We start from the raw sequence: 20,583 nt of genomic DNA, 5'->3' as shown, positions 1-20,583 counted from the left end.
ACCAATGTGGATCGGTGCGGGGCGGGTGGTGCGTCAAGCGCGCTCAACTGGTGCGATACCGTCCGGCGCCCCTCGTTTGACTGGCCTGGCGCACTCGGCAAGGGCTGCTACCTCACGAAAAGCTCACGCTCCCCCGTAAACAGATCAAAGGTTTCGTAGACGATGTTGTCCGGCGCGGTGAAATAGGCGAACGCCTGTCCGTTCACCTCTTGAAACGCTCTGAGCTGAACGCGGGTGCCGGGCGGGATAGCGACGTGGTCGGCAAGAAAATCCGAGAACATGTTCTTCTTCGGTACCGACGGCGCAAAGATCAGAAACACCGGGTGCGTATTACTTGATGCCTGGTCCGTCACGAACCTGTCCAGGCTCCAGCGCACGGCATTCCCTCGGCTGATCGACGCCGATTGCACCCCCGAGTCCACAAACACCGCGCCGAGCTCACGTCGCAGTTGCTGCAGACCCTCGTTCGTAACGCGCGCTGCACGGAACGCATCGCCTTTCCATGACCGCAAGCGGTAGAACTGGTTGAGAAACGCTTGGGTCCGGGGCGTCCGCGCTCCGCTTCTCAGGAGTTGATTGATCTCTGCGGAACCGCCTTCGATGTAGTCGAGCAGCTCGGGGTACAGCTCCGCTCTCGCGCGTTCGGCCAGGGCCAGGAACCGGGGTTCATCAAGGGACGGTTCAGCGATGCTAATACCCTCGGACGGGAACGGCCATCCGGTGAGCAGCAGGCTCAGGTCATGCCGGGCCTGTCGACTCGCGCTCGGTGCCAGGCGCACCACTGGCTGCGAGACCTTGCGCCAGCCCCCGGTCCTTGTCCGCACAACGTATTCGTCCTCATGGATCAGCAGCGCGGGGTCTCGGTAATAGGTGCGGTACAGGCGGCACCGCCCGAACAGGTTGAACCGTCGAGCCACGTAGGCCTTTTCAGAGTCGAGGGTGATCTCGGTAAATTTCTTCGGGTCAAGCCGCGTGATCATGCCCGACTCGGTAAAGTAGGGCGCTCCAGCGGGTGACAGCAGATAGCCGATCTGCACCTGTCCATGCCGTCCGATGCGGCGAACCAGGTGCGGGCGTTTTATCGCCGCCAGTTGACGGCCCTTGAAGGCTGCGCCACCTGCTCGCGAGACACCGGCAGTCAGCAGATAACCGGCCGCGTCCATAAACTCCTGTGCAGCACCGTCCCAGTCGTTTTCATCGACTTTCTGAAAGCCGCTCCAGGCGTTGGCCAGGCCCATTCCAAGCGCGAGGGGGATCATGACCGGCGGGGGCAACAGCAGCAGCGCCACGCTCACGACCATGTCGAAGGTTTGCCATCGGGACTCGCCGGTGTCGGGCTGGATCAGCAGCGATTTCGCCTCCTCTTTCAACTGGCGGATCCTGACCCCGAAATAGTCGTCGAACAGATCGCCGGTCTGCGTCACAAACACCACTGGATGCGTAAAGTGGGACGGGATGGGAACCGGGTTCGGCAGCGACGCCAGTACATCCGGGAGACGCCAGTGCTTGAGCGACTCCTCGTAATCAAGCATCAGTCGAGCCTGCCCCCTATCGGCCAGCGGCAGCAGCCTCGCCATGTAGGATTTGTACGTGTCGCGTTCCAGAAACGCCTGCGTGAGGTGGAACATGCTGTCGAATGCGCGGAACACTACGTTATCCGGGGCGTTGAGCGTGCAAAGGACAAGAGGCCCCTTGCTGAATTTGCCGACCGGGGCAATCAACATGACGTCCGGGATCATGACCCCGCTGATGTGCAGCATTCGTACCTCGATACTGAACTCGTCCACCTCTGTACGCTGCTGCGAATCCGGGCCGTCCAGTACCGCTTTGATCCAGCGCAGACGGTTTTCGGGAAATCCGTTGAGCTGACTCTCCGCATACGCCATGCCCAGTCTCGCCAGCAGCAACTCGCGGTGGTGGTGCTTCAGCTGGGCAGCGTACTCGGAGTGATCAAGGTGCTCGGCAAGGTAGTCGTCCAGCCGCTTTGGAATCTGGATTCGCGCCAGCAGCTCTTTCACGAAAACGCCGGAAAGCCCCGGTATCGCTGCACCGTGTTCGTCTGCAGCCCGTATATCGCTGGCGTACTGGATGGTCGTCCGTAGGGCGTCTTTGTGGGCCACTGCGTGCAACGAGTGGGTCTGCGACCGGGTTGTCGTTTCTGTCGGGGTAAGAGGGTAAAACAGGGACGCGTTGAGATGCGGGAACGTCGCAATGACCTGAATCTGTCGAGGCGCCAGTTGAATGTTTTTCTCTGCCAGTGCGGCGGTGACCGTGGCATCGACGTAGGCCGTCAGGACGTGGGCGCCGTCAGCTTGCGGCGTGTTGAAGTGCTCCAGACTGATGCGGCGGATGGCCCGGATAGACTGCGCGTAAGCCGTGGCATCGCGGGTCCATTCGGCCCGCTGTTCTTCACTCATTTTGTCCCACCAGTCAGGCATCTGCTCGCGGACCACATCGCAATCCAGCTGCCGCTCGATGCGGTGGTTGTCGAACAGCTGATCCGAGGCCATCAACTCGAGAATGAGGCGCTGAAACGACGGCTGATTGAGGTTCAGGGATTGAGCGATGTTCACTGCGTGGTCGAAGTCAGCCTTCTGTTTGATGATCTGCGACGTCAGCAGCAGGCTCATGAAATTATTGCCCAGCTTCTGCAGGCCCCAGCGTACAGGGGGCTGCTCAACGTCAGCGTTGGGCAGCGCCATTGTGATGACATCGTTGAGCCTGAGATGGCCCAGTAACTGGCGGCGTTGCGTCTCGTCGGCAAGGCGGCGGGTGAGGGTGGCGGTGAGCTGATTCACTGAATCGAATCGTTCCAGACTGCTGGCAGGGGTGTAAAGGACGACCTCTCCGACTGACTCGTCGTCGGTAGCCGGAACCTGATCGCTGCGTTGCTCGGTGATCACAAACGCCCCGGTCAGGGGAAACAGTGCGGTGGAGTGTGTTCCCAGCCACAGGTTGAACACGTCGTGTTTCTGCAGCGGGTCTGCCGAGGTGTCCATGCCGTAATCCAGCGTGGCATCGAGCATGCTGTACAGATGCGGCCGAAATTCACCTTTTGCGACCCGCATCTGGCCCTCCAGCCTGAGCAATTTGACCCGGTCGGCGAGGAAGTCCTCACGCCGCGTTTTGCCGGAGGGCTGAACCTCTGCCCAATGATCCGAGAGTGTCTGTTTGTAGCGGTCGGGCAGGGCCTGCGCGACGGCTGCATACAGAGCGATCAGTGCGTCGCGGTCCAGCCCGCCGATGGAGGGCGTGTCAGACAAAGGAAACTCGGTGGCGTAGAGCCCGGCAGACTCGACGTTCTGCCACTGAAAAAGCCCGGTGAAATGGGCTGTCAGGCTGGCAATCAGCGGGTAGCTGCTGGTGACTTCGGTTGCGCCGGGTTCGATGCTTCGCTCCTGGCAGACCAGCCGGGCACGGGCGTAATCGAACGCCAGCCCGCGATGGCTCAGGCGAAGGCAGTCAGTGAGCGTCTGTTCAAGGGCCTGGGTGAAATCGGGGAGTGTGTAAATCGTCAAGGCAGAGCTGTCGACGTCGAGCATGGATGGAGCGGTAACGTTCGTGGAATTCATGGCGCCTGTTCGTATGCATGAGGGATGACTCGCAGAACCGACGGGTTCGGCGACTCGTTTCATGGAGTCAGGGCGTGAGGCGTACGTCTGTAGGCGGAACCAGGTCTGGAGGTAAAGGAAAAGCGACCAGACGGGTAGGAGTTTTCGCGGAGGAGGTGGGGCATTCGACGAGCAAAAAAACAGGTGCGAAGCCTGAAACCCGAAATGAGGAGGAATTCATCACTAAACCACCCAAAAGAGGTTCCAGGCTCCGCGAGACGCAATCTAAGCTGTTGTCGCCGTTTTGGCAAAGCGCGAACGCACTATTCGATCGAGCATCCATACCGCCATCATCGAAACCCCTACCAGCGGAAACGCCACGCCCAGCGCGACCATCACCACGGTCGCAGTTTTCCAGCGCGGCAGGTCATGACGCAACGGCGGAACGCCGAAACCGTTCTGCGGGCGACGCTTCCACCAGATCACGATTCCGCTCACCGAACTCAGCAGCACCATCAGGCAGATGAACAGAATCAGCAGCTGGTTTACCCAGCCGTACATCTTGCCTTCGTGCAGCATCACGCCCAGTTCAGTGGCCTTGGACACGGTGCTGTAATCGCTGTAACGCACGTCCGCCAGCACCTTGCCGCTGTACTGATCGACATGCAGCGTGGCGTCATTGCGCGGGTCGTCGGCGAACACGGAGACGGTGAACACGCCATCGGCGGTTTTCGGTTGGGTGATGCTGTAGCCCGGTTCGATAGTGCGCGCCTTGGCGATGTCCACTACCTGCTGCAGGGAGATGCCCGGCGCTGCGGGAGCGCTGGACATGTGCGCGTGATTCATGTGCTCGGCGTGATCCCCGGACGACACCGGCATCGGCGTGTTTTCCATGGCCCACGGCACGGTCTGCACACTGGCGCTGTTCAAGGCGCCCGCCTGCTTGTCCGACTTGGGCACGTCATTCCACATCGCCGCCGGAAACGTGTTCCAGACATCGGCATACACCTTCCCCCACATGCCGGTCCAGGTCATGCCGCTCAGCAACATGAACAGCAGCGCCACCGACCCCCAGAATCCGGTCACCGCGTGCAGGTCGCGCCAGAGAATGCGGCCTCGGGCGGAGAGACGAGGCCAGAGCACGCCGGCGGGTGATCGACCGCGTGGCCACCACAGGTACACGCCCGAAACCACCAGCACGATGCCCCAGCCGGCGGCCAGTTCCACCAGCCGATCGCCGACGGTGCCGATCATCAGTTCGCCGTGCAGTTCGCGCGCGATGGCTTGCAGGTTTTGCTTTGCGTCCTGGGTGCCAAGCACCGTGCCGCTGTAGGGATCGATGAACACGTTCATGTCGCGGCCGGCGTTTTTGACCACGAACTGCGCGCTGCCCTCGGCATTCAGCGGCGGCAGGTATTTGCTCACCTGAGCCTGTGGAAAGGCCGTCAGCACACGCTTTTGCAGGTCATCGGCACTGAGTGAGTGGTGCGCGGGTTTAACCGTCAGCAGGTCGCTGTACATCAGCGCGTCGAGCTGAGGTTTGAACAGGTAAATGATCCCGGTGACCGCCAGCAGAATCATGAACGGCGCGACGAACAGGCCGGCATAGAAATGCCATCGCCACGCCAGGTTGTAGAAAGACACATTAGGTTTGGACATGGTGCAACGCTCCCGTCAGGGAAAACACGGCGCAACCCGCTGGCAGCCAGAGAAGCCGTCAGCGGGTGCGAGTCAATTTGTGGCGTTCAGGCGACTGACGAGAGGGGCGGCGCGCGACTGCGGGCGTTGGGGAAGACGTTGCGCTGGGCGTGGCCGAGTTGCGTGGCCTCGTTGTAGAAGTCAGCGGGTCTGGGCGGGACGGGGGCCAGGACGGCGACGGTTTTGGTGAGCGCCGGGCAACTGAACAGCAGTGTGCAATAGCCGCATTTGGCCCAGATGACGTGATCGACGCCGGCGTCCAGTTCGGCCTTGGCGTGGCCGCTGTGTTCGCCCGCGCCCATCTCCATGGCCATGTCCATCGAGGCCGACATGTCCATTTCGCCATGCATCGACATCGACATCGAAGTCGGCGCAGGTATTGCCATACTGCTGTGATGCTCCATGGGCATCGACTGCGAGATCAGCGGGCCGATGAAGATCATCAGCATGGCGAACAGGCTCAGCCACGCACCCTGCGAGTGACGAGGGGCGTGGGCTGATCGGGCGCGGTTCGCGGGCGGACGGTTCAAGGGGGCGGCGTCGGGATTCGGCGGGTCAGTGGGCGTGGGCCGGGGCGGCAGCATCGGGTGGCTGTTTCAATACCATGACGTCAACGGTCAGGTCGCCCGCTTTCTCAAAGTGCAGTGTGAGGGGGAAGCTCTGCCCGTCGATCAGTCGGGCGCGGTCTTTCAGATCCAGCAGCATGACGTGATAGGCCATGGGGGCGAATGTCGCGGTGCCGCCGCCGGGGATATCCACCGTCTCGACGTGCTGCATTTTCATCAGGCCGTCCTGGCTGACGTGCTCATGCAGCTGAGCGGCACCGGCGATGGGGCTGTCGACCGCTTTCAGCTTATCGTTCTCCGCGCCTCCGTTGGTGATCACAAAATAGGCAGCGACGGTGGGCGCGTTGGGCGGCAACGCCATGGACCATGGCTGCGCGACGACCAATTGGCCCTTGGTGTAATCCTGGGCTTCAACGAAAGCCGCTGGCAGCGCAAGGGCGATCAGCAGGAGGATTTTGTTCAGCATCAACGCAGGTCTCCGGTTCATTCAGGTGCGCCAAGGCAAGGTCGACTCATCAGACCCGGGGCGATGCGTGCGGATTGCGCTCAGGCCAGTGCTGACGGAGCGGCGCACGCAGCACCAATACCGCAACAGGGAAACGTACCGGTTCGACCAGGGCGAACAATCCAAAACCGATGAGGGTCGGCACTGCAACCAGTGGCGTGGCGTTTGTGCAGCAGGCGCAGTGCTGCACGAACGCGATGTCGGGGTGATAGGACGATTGTTTATCGATGACTTCAACGGGCGTCATGGCCAGGCGTGATGCGGCGTCTGTGCAGACGCTTCCCCAGACCAGCCGCTCACCCTCGGGGCGCGGCATGGTCGGCGTCATCGGCATCGCCAGCACGCCGAACAACAGTGCGAAACAGGCCACCCAGGCGAACGCCCGGCGCCGCTTCTGCGTGATGATTTGATCTTGTTGTTTTCTCATGCCGGCCATTTAGCCTGATCAGCCGCCAGATGTAAAAAGCCCGCCCGCGACGTTATGTCGCGGGGCGGGTTTGGTTCAGGAAGGGTTCAGCAGGGGGCCAGACGGATGCCACACAGCTAGCTGGCATCTTCAGCATTCTGCAACGCAGCCAACACCTCGCCCACACTCCAAAAGGCCCGATCCACCTCCGGCAGCATCGGCCGTTTCAACACCAGCACCGGCACCCCGCGCTCCCGCGCCACCTCCAGCTTCGGCTCGGTGGCCGTGCTGCCGCTGTTCTTGCTGATAAGGACGTCGATGTTGCGAGTCTCGAACAACTCGCGCTCATCCTCCAGCCGGAAAGGGCCGCGCGCGCCGATCACTTCACAGCGTTCGTTGCCGGGGTAGATGTCCAGGGCCCGCAGCGTCCAGAACTGATGGGCGGGAATCTCGTGCAGGTGCTGCAAAGGTTCGCGGCCCAAGGTGAACAGGGGGCGTTGAAAGGGGGTGAGGGCGGCGATCAATTCTGCCCAGTCCGCAACTTCGCGCCAGTCATCGTCCGGCCCCGCCTGCCACGCGGGTCGACGCAATGCCCAGCAGGGAACACCGGTCAGCTTTGCCGCCGTGACAGCGTTCTGGCTCATCTGCGCAGCGTAAGGGTGCGTCGCGTCCAGGATTAGATCGATGCCTGTTTGCTGTACGAAGTTTGCCAGCCCTTCAGCGCCGCCGAACCCGCCCACACGGACTTCGCAGCGCAGGTCGGTGGGCACGCGACCCACGCCCGCCAGGCTGTAAACGTGCTGAGGCCCCAGCGTACGGGCGATCGCCAGTGCGTCGGTGACGCCGCCGAGCAACAGTACGCATTTCAGGGTGTGTGAGTTCAATCAAAACCTCCCGCGTGGCCGACGATCCCGCCCTGCCGGTCGATGGCGAAGACCTCGACCTCAACCTGCGCCGGCACCACGCTGCGGGCGAAATCCAGCGCGTGCTGACAGACCGCATCACCCAGCGCGATGCCGACGGCGGAGGCCATGGCCAGCGCTTGCTGACTGGTGTTGGCCTGGCGAATGTTCTGTTGCAGCTCGGCGTCCGCGCCCACATCGGCAGCCCAGCGCGCGAGCTGAACCAGATCGATACTGGAGTGGCGACTGTGCAGGTCCATATGGCCCGCCGCCAGCTTGCTGATCTTGCCGAAACCGCCGCAGACACTGAGCCGCTCTACCGGGGTTTTGCGCAGGTGCTTGAGCACAGCGCCGACAAAATCCCCCATCTCGATCAGTGCGATGTCTGGGATCTGATACACGCGACGCATCGTGTCTTCGCTGGCGTTGCCGGTGCAGGCAGCGATGTGCTGGTAACCGTTGGTGCGCGCGACGTCGATGCCCTGGTGGATCGACGCGATGTACGCCGCGCAGGAGAAGGGACGAACGATCCCGCTGGTGCCCAGAATCGACAGGCCGCCGAGAATCCCCAACCGCGGGTTCATGGTTTTCAAAGCCAGCGCGCTGCCGTTTTCGACGCAGACCGTCACTTCAAACCCGCCGCCATAGCTCACCTCTTGGGCCAGATGCGTCAGGTGTTCGGCCATCATCCTGCGCGGCACCGGATTGATCGCCGGCTCGCCGACACCCAGCACCAAACCTGGGCGGGTGACGGTACCCACGCCTTCGCCCGCGACAAATCGCACGCCGGGCTCAGGGACCAGCCTGACTTGGGCAGACACCAGCGCGCCGTGGGTAACGTCCGGATCGTCACCGGCATCCTTGAGCGTGCCGGCCTCGGCGCCGCCCGCAATCAGACGGCAGAATTCCAGGCGCATCTGCACGCACTTGCCTTTGGGCAGCGTGATTTCGATGGCATCGTTGGTCTCGCCGGCCAGCAACAGGCGCGCGGCGGCGAGGGACGTCGCCGTGGCGCAGCTGCCAGTGGTCAAGCCGCTGCGTAATGGCGCAGGCTGTTCGGCGGTTTCTTCGCGCATCAGGGTTTGATCGCTTCGAGCAAGGTGATCGGCAGCGCCTGACGCCAGGTGTCGAACTCGCCCAGTGGTTTGGCGTGGGCCAGGTGAATGCGGGTCAGTTCGCCGCCGTATTGCTCGCGCCAGTTAACCAGCATCGCTTCGCTTTGCAGCGTGACGGCATTGGCGACCAGTCGACCGCCCGAACGCAGGCTCTGCCAGCATGCAGGCAGCACACCCTCGCGCGTTACGCCGCCGCCGATGAAGATCGCGTCCGGTTGTTCAAGGCCTTCCAGCGCATCGGGCGCACGTCCGCGAATCAGTTGCAGGCCTGGCACACCCAGCGCATCGCGGTTGAATTCGATCAGTGGTTGCCGTCCCTCATCCGCCTCGACGGCGATGGCGCGGCAGGTCGGGTGCGCGCGCATCCACTCGATGCCGATGGAGCCGCAGCCTGCGCCCACGTCCCACAGCAGTTCACCGGGAACAGGGGCGAGCCTTGCCAGGGTGATGGCCCGCACGTCGCGCTTGGTGAGCTGACCGTCATGCCGAAATGCCTCGTCCGGCAGACCGCCCAGTGGCGAAAGACGCAATGCATCAGGCTGGGCGCGGCATTCGATGGCGACCAGGTTCAGCGCCGCGATGTCCGTGGCGTTCCACTCACCGGCGGTGCCTTCGATCTGTCGCTCGGCGCTGCCGCCTAAGTGTTCGAGCACGATCATGGGGCTCGGGCCAAACCCGCGTTCGCGAAGCTGCGCCGCGATGGCCGCCGGGCTGGAGCCGTCGTTGCTCAGCACCAGCAGGCGCAGGCCGTGTTGCAGGTGAGCATTCAAGGCCGCGACCGGGCGGGCGACGACCGACAGCGTCACCACGTCCTGCAACGCCCAACCCAGACGGGCCGCCGCCAGCGAATAAGAAGACGGCGCGGGAATCACCCGCATCTCATCGATGGAGACCTGTTTCGACAGGCTCGCGCCGACGCCGAACAACATGGGGTCGCCGCTGGCCAGCACGCAGATCGGGTAGCCACGCTGCTCCAGCACCGGGCTCAGGGAAAACGGGCTCGGCCACTGGCGCTGCTCGGCCTGAATGCACGGCGGCAGCAAGGCCAGCTGCCGCGGGCCGCCGAACACCTGCCGCGCCTGCAGCAGCGCGTGCCGAGCGTTTCGGCCCAGACCTTTATAGCCGTCCTCACCGATTCCCACGACTGTCAGCCACGGTGACATGAATTGCCCTCAACCCGATTGCGTGCAACAGGCCCGCCTGCTCGGCCTGTGAAAGTGGCCGGCATGATACCGCGCCGACGGGGCCGGTTCGTATGGCTTTGTGAATCCGACAGAGCGTCTTTTCATGGCAGCGGCCAAAGCAGGCATAATACGGCCCCTGTAACTTTTCGTTTCTCTTTGCGTCCGCCCATTCGCACCAGGTGATCCATTGACCGAGCCGTTGTCCGCTCGCCCCTCCGCTACGCCCATTCGCCCCTCGGCTTGCCCGGGGTTGCTGCGTATCGTCCCGGCGCTGGATGGCGGCATCTGCCGGATCAAGCTGCCGGGCGGGGTGCTTTCAGCGGATCAGGCGCTGGCCGTGGCGGATGCTGCCGAGGGGTTCGCCGGCGGTGTGATCGAGGCGACCAATCGCGGCAATCTGCAGATTCGCGGTATAGGCGCCAACCATGACGGGCTGATCGCCTGCCTGCTCGATGCCGGTCTGGGGCCAAGCAATCCGGCCAGTGACGACGTACGCAATCTGATGCTCAGCCCGACCGCAGGCATCGATCCGCAGCAACTGCTGGACGTGCGTCCGCTGGCCGGGCAGATCCTGCATACCCTTGAGCACCACCCGCGTTTCCATGAGCTGTCGCCCAAATTTGCCTTGTCGCTGGACGGCGGCGAGGGGTTGGCGATGCTCGAGCATCCCCATGACGTCTGGCTGTCAGCGTTGCAGGTCGATGGCCGGACGCTGCTGGGTTTCGGGCTGGCGGGCTGTCCGGCGACCGACTCACCGGTGGCTGCAGTGGCGCCGGAAGCAGCGCACGCATGGGTGGTCGCGGTGCTGGAAACCTTTCTGGATCTCGCTCGGCCCGATCAGGCGCGCATGCGCGATCTGCTGAAAGAAACGCCCGTGCACCGATTCCTCGAACACGTCGCCGCGCGTTTGCCGCAGCCATTCGTGGTTGATCAAAAAGTAACCAGCTGGCGGCGCGAACCGATCCGCTCTTTTGCGCACATCGGCACGTACGCCCAGGCAACAGCCGGCGTGGTGGCCGTGGGCGCAGGCGTGCCGTTGGGGCGTCTGCGGCCGTCCATGTTGCGTGAAGCCGCCCGATTGGCGACTGCGTTTGGCGACGGCCAGTTGTGCATGACGCCGTGGCAAAGCCTGACGCTGCGCAATGTCCCGGCGGAAAAGTCAGCGCTCGCAGTGGATGGCTTGGGTCGGGCGGGCCTGCTCGTCGATGCCGCTCAAGCACTGTCGAAAATCGTCGCCTGCACCGGCTCCGCTGCCTGCGCTAAAGGGCTGGCTGACACCAAGGCCGACGGGCTGCGTCTGGCCGCATTGCTGCAAGAAAACGCCATCAGCCGCGCGGTGCACCTATCCGGCTGCGCGCGTTCGTGTGCTGCTGCCCATGTGGCACCGGTGACCCTGCTGGCAGCGTCGCCCGGTCGTTACGACCTTTATTTTCGTCATGCAGAAAAGGCCGGGTTCGGCGATCTGCATGCACGTGACCTCACTATTGAAGCAGTCGGCGCGTTGTTGACCGCCGACTCACGGAGCAACACCGATGATTGATTACATCCGCGACGGCCAGGAGATCTACCGTAACTCCTTCGCGATCATTCGTGCCGAAGCCCGGCTCGATTCCATCCCGGCCGACCTGGAAAAACTCGCCGTACGGGTGATTCATGCCTGCGGCATGGTCGATGCGGTCGAAGGCCTGCGCTTCTCGCCGGGCGCGGGCACGGCAGGTCGCCGCGCGCTGGCCGCCGGTGCGCCGATTCTGTGTGACGCACACATGGTCGCCGAAGGCGTCACGCGCACTCGCCTGCCCGCCAACAACCCAGTGATCTGCACCCTGAAGAACGAACGCGTGCCCGAGATGGCGCGGGAGCTGGGCAACACTCGCTCGGCCGCTGCGCTGGAGCTGTGGCGCCCGCATCTGGAAGGCGCGGTTGTGGTGATCGGCAACGCGCCGACCGCGCTGTTCTATCTGCTGGAAATGCTCGACGCCGGCGCGCCGAAACCCGCGTTGATCCTGGGTTTCCCGGTGGGCTTCGTCGGCGCCGCTGAATCCAAGGACATGCTGGCTGCCGACAGTCGCGGCGTGCCTTACGTGATCATGCAGGGCCGTCGCGGCGGCAGTGCCATGGCGGCGGCGGCGGTCAACTCACTCGCCACGGAGATCGAATGATGGCACCCCGCGGTCGTCTGATTGGCCTGGGCGTGGGGCCGGGTGATCCGGAACTCATTACCGTCAAGGCGCTGCGCCTGCTGCGCGAGTCGCCGGTGGTCGCGTACTTTGTCGCCAAGGGCAAGAAAGGCAACGCGTTCGGCATCATCGAAGGCCATCTGCAGCAGGCTCAGACGCTGATGCCGCTGGTGTACCCGGTGACCACCGAGGCTTTGCCCGTTCACCTGTCTTACGAGCAAGTGATCAGCGAGTTCTACGACCGCAGCAGCGCCGATGTGGCGGCGCATCTGGACGCCGGACGCGACGTGGCGGTGATCTGCGAAGGCGACCCGATGTTCTACGGGTCTTACATGTACCTCCACGATCGTCTGTCCGATCGCTACGAAGCCGAAGTGATTCCCGGTGTCTGCTCGATGCTCGGCGGCGCGTCGGTGCTGGGTGCGCCGCTGGTGTACCGCAATCAAAGCCTGTCTGTGCTGTCTGGCGTGTTGTCCGCCGAGGAACTCAAACGCAAGCTTCAGGATGCCGACGCTGCGGTGATCATGAAGCTGGGGCGCAACCTGCCGAAAGTGCGTCAGGTGCTGGTGGAAACCGGCTTGGCGGAGCGCGCGCTGTACGTTGAGCGCGCGACCATGGCCAATCAGAAGATCGTGCCGCTGGCCGAGGTTGACCCGATGTCGTCGCCGTATTTCTCGCTGATCATTGTCCCCGGCGAACGGTGGCAAGGCTGATGGTCACGACCAGCATCAAGGCTCCGGCGATTGTCATCCTGGGCAAAGGCGCGCTGGCGACGGCGCGACGTATCCAGCAGCTGTACCCCCAATCGCTGATTTACGGGCTGGCCGGGCGCGTCGAAGAGGCCGACCGCAGCTACTCGGAGTTTGGCGCGACACTGCGTCAGCTGTATCAGCAAGACACGCCGATCATCGCGCTGTGCGCAGCGGGCATCGTCATTCGCACGTTGGCGCCGGTGTTGCTGGAGAAGGGCGTCGAGCCGCCGGTGCTCGCCGTTGCCGAGGATGGCAGCGCAGTAGTGCCGCTGCTGGGCGGACTGGGTGGCGTCAACGTCATGGCCCGGGAAGTGGCCGCCGCGCTGAACACCGCAGCAGCTATCACCACCAGTGGCGAGTTGCGCTTCGGCACCTGCCTGCTTAACCCTCCAGCCGGTTACGCGCTCGGCGACCTGGAGCTGGGCAAGCGCTTCGTCAGCGACTTGCTGTCGGGCGAAAGCGTGCGTGTCGAGGGCGCGGCGCCCTGGTTGGCCCAGGCGCAGTTGCCTGAGGATGATCAGGCGCAGCTGGCGATCCATGTGGGTTACGCCGAGCGCGAGCCCAGCGATCACGAGCTGCTGATCTATCCGCGCAATGTGCTGGTGGCGCTGAGCGGTGATCTGGCCGATCCCGCCGAGGCGGTAAAAAACGCGCTCCACGATTCGCGCATTGCCGTGCAGGCGCTGGGTTGTTTACTGGCCAGCAAGGCCGAGATGGCCAGTCCGGCGCTGCACGCGGCTGCCGAATCACTGGGCGTACCGTTGCGTTTCACCGCCGCCGGTACCCCTGCGGAAATGACCCAGCAGGTATTGCCACAACTGTTGCCACCGCTCACCCCGGCGGCGGGCATTGCCATTGCTGTCGCGCCGCAGCCGCTGGAGGTTCAGCAGATTGGCTGTGCACGGGGGCGGCTGGCGGTGATCGGCCTCGGCCCGGGCGCTACCGACTTCATGATTCCCGCCGTTAAAGCCGAGCTGGCGCGCGCCAACGATGTGCTGGGCTACGAAACTTATGTGCGCATGGCCGGGCCGTTCCGCGCCGACCAGGTGCTGCACTGCACCGACAACCGCGAAGAAATGCTGCGCGCCCGGCACGCATTCGAGCTGGCCGCTGAAGGGCGCTCGGTGGTAGTGGTTTCTTCGGGTGATCCCGGCGTCTTCGCCATGGCGGCGGCGGTGCTGGAAGCGCTGCATGAGTCGGACAATCCCGACTGGCACCGGGTGGATCTGCACATCCTGCCGGGCGTGTCGGCTTCGCTGGCAACCGCCGCGCTGGCGGGTGCCCCGTTGGGCCACGACTTCTGCGTCATGTCCCTGTCGGACAACCTCAAGCCGTGGGAGATCATCGAGAAGCGGCTGGACCTTGCCTGCCAGGCCGATCTGGCGCTGGCGTTCTACAACCCGATCTCGCGCTCCCGGCCCTGGCAGTTGGGGCGCGCCCTGGAAATCGTCCGCCAGCATCGAGGCCCTGACACCCCGGTGACCCTGGGACGCGACATCGGCCGGCCCGCCCAGACGTTACGGGTCATCACCCTCGGCGAGCTGACGCCGGAGCAAGTCGACATGCGCACAATGGTGCTGGTGGGGTCGTCGCTGACCTGCGTATTCCCTCGCGCCAATGGCCAGCCGTGGGTCTACACGCCGCGCTGGTATGGTGCCAAGCCGGCGTGAGTGACTGTTCGGTTCGTGCTGTGGGATTTGTCTCATAGCTGACGCAGACCTATCAGCCGGTCGATGGCGAAACCTATCCAGCCGCCTGTAGAAACGCCAGCCGGTGGACGACTGGGCGCGTCGTCCACTGCCGTTGCCCTGCGCTAAGCGCCCGCCAACCGCTTGCTTTGCTTGATGTTTAGCTCTCCCCATGGCCAGCAGCGGTGCCGTCGCTTTGTAGGAATAGGTGCCTGAATGTACCGAACCCGGCTACCAACCCTTGGGTGGCGCGGCGGGCAATGTTCGTTAATCTCGGAGGTGTCCACGACGGACTTACCTGCCAGTTAAAGGATTAACGAATGAAACATGAAACAAGCATGACCGACGCCGAACGCAGTGCTTTCATCGACCAGTGCCAGATGGCCAACTGCACCCACTCGTTGATCGAGCACTTCTCCGCAATGGATAACGCTGTTCCGGATCTCCCGGACGACCCAAGCCAAGGTGCCGTTGCGGCGGGCAACCTGCTGGCCTTCGCCGAAGGCGTTTCCCGGCAGAACAAAGACGACGTCATTGACTCCCTTCTGTTCGCCACGCTCGTCGCCAACAAAGCGTTCAACCCGGAGAAGCAGAGCGAGCAGTGGTACCAGCAATACAACAAGGTGTTGACGACGCTGGGCTGGTTTTCCACCAACTGGAGGTACAGCCGCTATTACTCGACGCACCGTCGATTCAGCATGGAGCAAGCAGGGCTGGAGATCATCTCTTCCGCTATCGCCGCCGCCGCACTGCCCGGGCCTGCGTCCGTCGCCATGCTGAAGGTCGCCGGTGATGCCGTCGCCGCGCTGAAAGCCCAGGAAAAACCGCTGCGAATTTTCGAGCGTCAGACCAAGACCCACCGTGGCGCGAATTTCCGCATCGGCGCTTGTACTGAATCCAGCGACGGCACTGTCAACCTGGCGATGGGTGCGGTGAATTTCTCCACCGATTCGGCTGTCACCAACGTCCTCTTTTGGGAATGGAACAGTGCTGAAGTGCAAGCTTTCCGGGGTGAGAACCATCTGGTGTTGAACACACGCGTCTATGCGGCACTGCGTACACAGATCCAGCAGCGTTTGAACAAGAGCGCCTCAGCCGCCATCGAGGAATTCCAGATCTAATCAGATAGGGGGAGGCGCCCGTCGCCTCCTTCTCAAGGAGATGTGCCCATGCATCAGGGAATGATCGAAACGCAGGTCAGCGCAGGGTGCCTGCTGTTCACGCACAGTGCCTGTACTGACTTACAGAAAAGTGACGCCGCCGATTGCGTGCTGTACACGCAGCTTGCGGCGACCAAGAAACACGCTCGCTTTACCTCCACCTCTGCCTGGAACGACACATGGCTCGCTGCTTTCATCCGTTTCGGCTGGGCGCTGAACACCCATGAGACGTTGAGTTGCCCGGCGCTGGAACTCGGGCCCGGCTCGGTGTGGGGATGGTTGAAGAGCAAGTGGCCGATTTTCATGCCCAACGACATGCTGTCTGACAGTGAGTCGGCCCTCTGGCGTTCTGCTTCCAGCCGACCCAATCAGCCAGCAGTCGACCTGTTGGCCCGCCAGGCGCTCGGGCCGTTAGTGCCGAGGGATACAAACGACGTGCAAAAAGGCCAGAAGGTGGTGCTGCAGTTCGGCTTTCTGAACCTGAACGCAGGGCTGTCCGTTGCGCTCGTGAGCTTCACGCACCGAACTGCGCTGAAAGACGACTTTGTGTTCGAGACGCTGCAGCCCCACGATATCGTCGGCAATATCGATCTGCGCTTCTATTCCCTGCGACTCATGGACCTGGTCTACACGCCCCTGCGCAAAAACGTCAGCCAGGCGCTGGAGGGTCGTCGCCCCAGCCTGGTGTGCGCGTTGGCGGGAGCTGACGCATGAGCGCGACAGGCGCGGTAGTCGGCAATGGTCTGGTCTCACTGTCTGCCGGTATCAAGAGGCAGGACCGCGAGGACCTGTTCGACTGCCTGCTGCGAGCCGAGCGAGTGGCGGGTAAGGTCAGTCGGGATGAACATTTCACCTACTGGGCATACCGGTATGGCACGGCACTGGAGCAACGAAGTTTCAGGAAACTGAGCCCGATCATTCATGAACCAATGGTGATCGGGAGCGCGTCGGAACTGGAGGAAATCAGCTTCAGTGTTATCGAATCACGCGGCTCCGCTCGGTTGGCGCGACAGGCGAAGGCGTCGCTTCAGTCCATGCGCATCCATCGTTATGCGACGCATTTTTTTGAGAGCATCAACGCCAACAGCGTCATCGCCGGCTTTCAGGTCATTCCGTGCGCGACGGACTCTGCGGGCAATGTGATGGTGCTGCTGTGCGGCATCCAGATGACCGGCAACGTCGAGACGAGGGATTTCGACTTCTGGTCTGAATCACGCAGTGAGCTGACATTGCGCATCACCGGAGGGGTCTACCGTTTTGACCGCACCGACTACGCCAGACACCGAGATGCCGTTGCCAGGGAGCTGGACGGCCATGGCGCACGGGCGATTCAGACCTTTGCGATCTGAGCGCCCATCAGGTCAGCAGGTAGCCCTTGATGCCCGTGAAAATGATCTGGGCGGCGAGCGCGCACACAAACAACCCCATCAGGCGGCTGACAATCTGCAGGCCTTGATCGCCGAGAATCCGCTCGATGCTGTTGGACAGATAAAGGATGACGCCGACGGTCAAGCTGGCCAGCGCGATGCTGACGATGGCCGTGAGTTTGTCATCCCAGTGCGGCTGGCTGATGCCCATTACAAGCAGTGCGCCGATGGTGCCGGGGCCGACGGTGATGGGGATGGTCAGCGGCACAATCGCAACGTCCTGCTGGACGTTGTCGGTCTGCACGCCGGATTTGCCCTGCGCCATGGCCAGCGCGGAGATGAACAGCACGCTGCCGGCACCAATACGGAAGGCGTCGGCGGTAATGCCGAACACCCCGAAAATCACCCGCCCGAACAAGTACAGCAAGACGCTGGACACCAGCGTCGCGAAGGCGATCTTCCACGCCAGGCGTCGGCGTTCCTTGCGCGAATAACCGCGACTCAGGGAGATGAAACAGGACAGGACGAAGAACGGGCTATAAAGCACCAGCATCTTCAGGTAAACGCTGAACAGCACGTGAAGCATGGTTTGAGCTCATGGCGGCAGACTGGGACGGCGCCAAGTCTATCAGCCCGTAACGGCCACCTGGCGGTCAGTTTTGCTCGTAACGGTCTTCGCCGCGGGTGGCGCGGGTTGCGTCATCCCGGGCACGTTGCTCCACCCAGTATTCGACCAGATCGCGTAACTGCGACATCTCTACCGGCTTGGACATGTGCCCGTCCATGCCGGACTGTCGGGCGCGATCCTTGTGCTCCGCCAGAATGTGCGCGGTCAATGCCACCACAGGGGTGCGAATGCGCTGGTTTCCGGTTTCCCAGGCGCGGAACTGCTGCGTCGCCGAGAACCCGTCGAGGATCGGCATTTCGCAGTCCATCAGCACCAGGTCATAGCGCCGGGTCTTCATCGCCAGCAGCGCCTCTTCGCCATTGCTGGCCGTGTCCGGCTGCAGGTTGAGCTTGCCGAGCATGCCACGAATGACCTTGGTGGAAATGCTGTTGTCTTCGGCAACCAGAATGCGGAAGTCGCTGGGCACGTCGATATCGCCGATCGCCCCGGGGACTGCAGAAAAGGGCGCATTGCCTATGTTGCGCTGATTGAGCTCGTCCGCCAGCGTGGTCTTCAGCGTGTACCCGGCGACCGGTTTGGCGAGGATGCGTTTAACCCCGGCATTGCGCGCGATGATCTTGCTCGGCGCGTTGCTGATGCCGGTGAGCATGATCAACAGAATGTCGTGGTTCAGGCTCGGGTCTTCCTTGATCTTGGCGGCCAGTTGCATGCCGGTCATGCCGGGCATGTTCTGGTCGAGCAGGACGATATCGAAATAGTCGCGCAGGTGAGCCTTGGTGCGCAGCAGCGCCAGCGCCTCTTTGCCCGATGGCACGGCGCTGACGTTGAGCCCCCACGCGCTGCACTGCTGGACCAGCACCTTGCGGCAGGTATCGTTGTCGTCGACCACCAGAACCCGCGCGCCTTTTGGCGGGCTGTCCAGATCGGCGGGGGGCTGCTCCAGTCGTTGTGCATCAAGGGGCAGACTCAGCCACAGCGTGCTGCCCTGATTGGTGCCGCTCTGAATGCCGAACTCGCCGCTCATCAACAGAATGAGCTGCCGGGCGATGACCAGCCCCAGGTGACCGCCCACCTTGCTGGCCGCCAGGAAATTCTTGCTGTGCAATTCGGCGTGCAGCAGCGCGTCGCGCTCGTTGGGCGTCAGCGGCGTGCCGCTGTCCTGAACGGCGATGCGCAGTCGTGGCTTGCCGCCGCGGGAGTCGAGGGCGACGACCAACAGGATCTCGCCCTCGTCGGTCTTCTTTAAGGCGTTCTCCAGCAAGCTGAGCAGCGTCTGCCGCAGGCGTGTCGGGTCACCGCTGATGACGCGCGGCACCTGGGGCTGAATGAAGCTGATCAGCTCGACACTTTGCTGTTCGGCCTTGGCGCGGAAGATGCTCAGGCAGTCCTCGATCATCGCATTGAGATCGAACTGTACGTCGTCCAGCTCGATCTGACCGGACTCCAGCTTGGTGATATCGAGGATCTCGTTGATCAGGGTCAGCAGTTCGTTGCCGGCACTGTGGATGGTCTGCACGTAATCGCGCTGCTTGACCGACAGCGGCGTGCCCAGCAGCAGCTCGGTCATCCCCAGAACGCCGTTCATGGGGGTGCGGATCTCGTGGCTGATCTTCGCCAGAAACTCGGCCTTGGCGTTGATCTCCGCTGTGCTGGCGGCGAGTTCGCGGCTGATGCTGAAGTTGTCTTCAGTGATGCTGCGATGACGCTCGCTGAGGGCGATGCTCATCAGCAGGCCGCACAGGCAAAACACCGCCAACACCCCGATGATCAGCGTCTGCGCGGGAATACTCGTCAGCCAGAGCATGGCCGGCAGTACCACGAGGTTGCCGAGATTGAACGCGATCATGGCGATCACGAACGGCCGGGCAGGGGAGTAGCCCTTCTGCAGGTGGTATATCGACACGAGGGTGATGCTGACCGTGGTCAATGCCACCAGCAGGAACGTCATGATGTTCAGCGGCAGGGTGTCAACGAACAGCACCAGGAGCGCACCAAAGCCCACCACCAGCAGCACGCCCATCAGCAGCCGATTGAGCATCTCGACGCCGCGCTGAACGAAGAAACAGTAGGTGTACATCAGCCCGGTCGCGGCGGCGAGGAGCAGGGCGAGGTGAGCGCTCGGCGTCTGCGCCAGATGCCAGCGCGGCAGCCACGGCGCCTGAAGGTTGAGCAGCAACAGCGCACTCAGCCCCAGAAACGCCTCGCACGCTGCCAGCCACAAGCTGCTGATCGAGCGGGACTGGGCGAAGCGCGTGAGGTTCTGCACGATCAGCATGGCCAGCGAGCCGAAGAACAGGCCGAGCAGCAGGGGGCGGCGCTCGTCGGCGGCGCTGGTGACGGCGGACTGCAGCGTGATGTTAGGGCGCAGCTCCTGCTCGGACTTGAGGCGCAAATACAGGTCGAGCGGCTTGTCGCTGTGGGGCACCGGCAGCAGGAAGTCCAGTGACGGCAGGGGTTGGGCTTCGCGCGGCACCCGGTTACCGGAGCGCGAATGATCGATCAGGCTGTCGCCGTCGAGCACGTACATGTCGACCGTCGCCAGGTCGGGCGCGAAGATCCGCACCAGTTGTTCATGGGTGGCCGGGGGCAGGCGGTAGTGCAGCCACAGCGCGGCGTCGCGATTGGTCGCGCGCACCTTGTCGAGTTCGACCGGGCTGAATTGGGATTCGTAATGGGGGGAGCGAATGTCGCTGAGGTTAAGGTTTGACTGATCGTCGACAAGGGTTGACCAGCCTGCACCGACCTCGGCGGCCGCCGAAGTTATACAGAGCAGGGTCAGCAATGTGACGGTCAAACGAGTGGCAATCCTGAGCCAGCGCACGGCGAAATCCCTTCGTGAATGAAGCCTGTTTAACTCTGGGGCACCGGATGCCCGATCAGCGAC

At 63.0% G+C, this 20,583-nt stretch carries 17 protein-coding genes; 7 read left to right on the top strand and 10 right to left on the bottom strand.

What is annotated here, in order from left to right:
- Nucleotides 1-107 precede the first annotated feature (107 nt).
- The 8 genes from IFT99_RS15120 to cbiE all read right to left on the bottom strand — a co-directional run bounded on the left by IFT99_RS15120 (nt 108) and on the right by cbiE (nt 9,906).
- Nucleotides 108-3,572: a dermonecrotic toxin domain-containing protein gene (locus IFT99_RS15120; RefSeq protein ID WP_192133250.1), complete on the bottom strand. Its 3,465-nt coding sequence runs from the start codon at nt 3,570-3,572 to the stop codon at nt 108-110.
- Nucleotides 3,573-3,836: 264 nt separating this feature from the next.
- Nucleotides 3,837-5,210: a PepSY-associated TM helix domain-containing protein gene (locus tag IFT99_RS15115; RefSeq protein WP_192133248.1), complete on the bottom strand. Its 1,374-nt coding sequence runs from the start codon at nt 5,208-5,210 to the stop codon at nt 3,837-3,839.
- A gap of 86 nt (nt 5,211-5,296) precedes the next feature.
- Complete coding sequence (locus IFT99_RS15110; RefSeq protein WP_274605129.1) at nt 5,297-5,779, bottom strand: DUF2946 domain-containing protein; 483 nt, start codon at nt 5,777-5,779, stop codon at nt 5,297-5,299.
- A gap of 25 nt (nt 5,780-5,804) precedes the next feature.
- Nucleotides 5,805-6,281 (bottom strand): copper chaperone PCu(A)C, encoded by a 477-nt coding sequence (locus IFT99_RS15105; RefSeq protein ID WP_065987744.1) that lies wholly within the window; start codon nt 6,279-6,281, stop codon nt 5,805-5,807.
- Between the two features lie 49 nt (nt 6,282-6,330).
- Nucleotides 6,331-6,747: a DUF2946 domain-containing protein gene (locus IFT99_RS15100; protein ID WP_192133244.1), complete on the bottom strand. Its 417-nt coding sequence runs from the start codon at nt 6,745-6,747 to the stop codon at nt 6,331-6,333.
- Between the two features lie 116 nt (nt 6,748-6,863).
- Nucleotides 6,864-7,595 carry a cobalt-precorrin-6A reductase gene (locus IFT99_RS15095; RefSeq protein ID WP_192133293.1) on the bottom strand — a complete coding sequence of 244 codons (732 nt, stop codon included), beginning with the start codon at nt 7,593-7,595 and terminating at the stop codon, nt 6,864-6,866.
- Nucleotides 7,596-7,606: 11 nt separating this feature from the next.
- Nucleotides 7,607-8,704: a cobalt-precorrin-5B (C(1))-methyltransferase gene (locus IFT99_RS15090; protein WP_192133242.1), complete on the bottom strand. Its 1,098-nt coding sequence runs from the start codon at nt 8,702-8,704 to the stop codon at nt 7,607-7,609.
- The gene (cbiE, locus tag IFT99_RS15085; RefSeq protein WP_192133240.1) at nt 8,704-9,906 is read right to left on the bottom strand and encodes a precorrin-6y C5,15-methyltransferase (decarboxylating) subunit CbiE; all 1,203 of its coding nucleotides are present in this window, start codon (nt 9,904-9,906) and stop codon (nt 8,704-8,706) included. The genes IFT99_RS15090 and cbiE overlap by 1 nt, the downstream gene beginning before the upstream one ends.
- Nucleotides 9,907-10,114: 208 nt before the next feature.
- On the opposite strand from cbiE, the gene cobG reads away from it, so the two are divergent.
- The 7 genes from cobG (at nt 10,115) to IFT99_RS15050 (ending at nt 17,053) form a co-directional block, all read left to right on the top strand.
- Nucleotides 10,115-11,467 (top strand): precorrin-3B synthase, encoded by a 1,353-nt coding sequence (gene cobG, locus IFT99_RS15080; RefSeq protein WP_192133239.1) that lies wholly within the window; start codon nt 10,115-10,117, stop codon nt 11,465-11,467.
- The gene (locus IFT99_RS15075; protein ID WP_065987740.1) at nt 11,460-12,086 is read left to right on the top strand and encodes a precorrin-8X methylmutase; all 627 of its coding nucleotides are present in this window, start codon (nt 11,460-11,462) and stop codon (nt 12,084-12,086) included. The genes cobG and IFT99_RS15075 overlap by 8 nt, the downstream gene beginning before the upstream one ends.
- On the top strand, nt 12,086-12,817 hold the full coding sequence (locus tag IFT99_RS15070; protein WP_192133292.1) for a precorrin-2 C(20)-methyltransferase: 732 nt from the start codon (nt 12,086-12,088) through the stop codon (nt 12,815-12,817). The genes IFT99_RS15075 and IFT99_RS15070 overlap by 1 nt, the downstream gene beginning before the upstream one ends.
- Nucleotides 12,817-14,526, top strand: coding sequence for a precorrin-3B C(17)-methyltransferase (cobJ, locus tag IFT99_RS15065; RefSeq protein ID WP_192133238.1), 1,710 nt, complete (start codon nt 12,817-12,819; stop codon nt 14,524-14,526). The genes IFT99_RS15070 and cobJ overlap by 1 nt, the downstream gene beginning before the upstream one ends.
- A 338-nt stretch (nt 14,527-14,864) precedes the next feature.
- On the top strand, nt 14,865-15,665 hold the full coding sequence (locus IFT99_RS15060) for a hypothetical protein (RefSeq protein WP_065987738.1): 801 nt from the start codon (nt 14,865-14,867) through the stop codon (nt 15,663-15,665).
- A 48-nt stretch (nt 15,666-15,713) separates the two neighbouring features.
- On the top strand, nt 15,714-16,418 hold the full coding sequence (locus IFT99_RS15055) for a hypothetical protein (RefSeq protein WP_192133237.1): 705 nt from the start codon (nt 15,714-15,716) through the stop codon (nt 16,416-16,418).
- Complete coding sequence (locus tag IFT99_RS15050) at nt 16,415-17,053, top strand: hypothetical protein (protein WP_192133234.1); 639 nt, start codon at nt 16,415-16,417, stop codon at nt 17,051-17,053. The genes IFT99_RS15055 and IFT99_RS15050 overlap by 4 nt, the downstream gene beginning before the upstream one ends.
- 7 nt (nt 17,054-17,060) lie before the next feature.
- On the opposite strand, the gene IFT99_RS15045 is transcribed toward IFT99_RS15050, so the two are convergent.
- Together IFT99_RS15045 and IFT99_RS15040 are read right to left on the bottom strand one after the other, a co-directional pair.
- Nucleotides 17,061-17,657, bottom strand: a complete 597-nt coding sequence (locus tag IFT99_RS15045) for a MarC family protein (protein ID WP_065987735.1) — start codon at nt 17,655-17,657, stop codon at nt 17,061-17,063.
- Nucleotides 17,658-17,724: 67 nt separating this feature from the next.
- Entirely contained in the window at nt 17,725-20,520 is a 2,796-nt protein-coding gene (locus IFT99_RS15040; protein ID WP_192133232.1) for a response regulator, read from the bottom strand.
- Between the last annotated feature and the right edge of the window lie 63 nt (nt 20,521-20,583).

The sequence above is a fragment of the Pseudomonas sp. CFBP 8772 genome, from assembly GCF_014841665.1.
Taxonomy (GTDB): Bacteria; Pseudomonadota; Gammaproteobacteria; order Pseudomonadales; family Pseudomonadaceae; genus Aquipseudomonas; species Aquipseudomonas graminis_B.
Note: the sequence above shows the minus strand (reverse complement) of the source record. Positions and strands in the feature narration are given on the sequence as shown.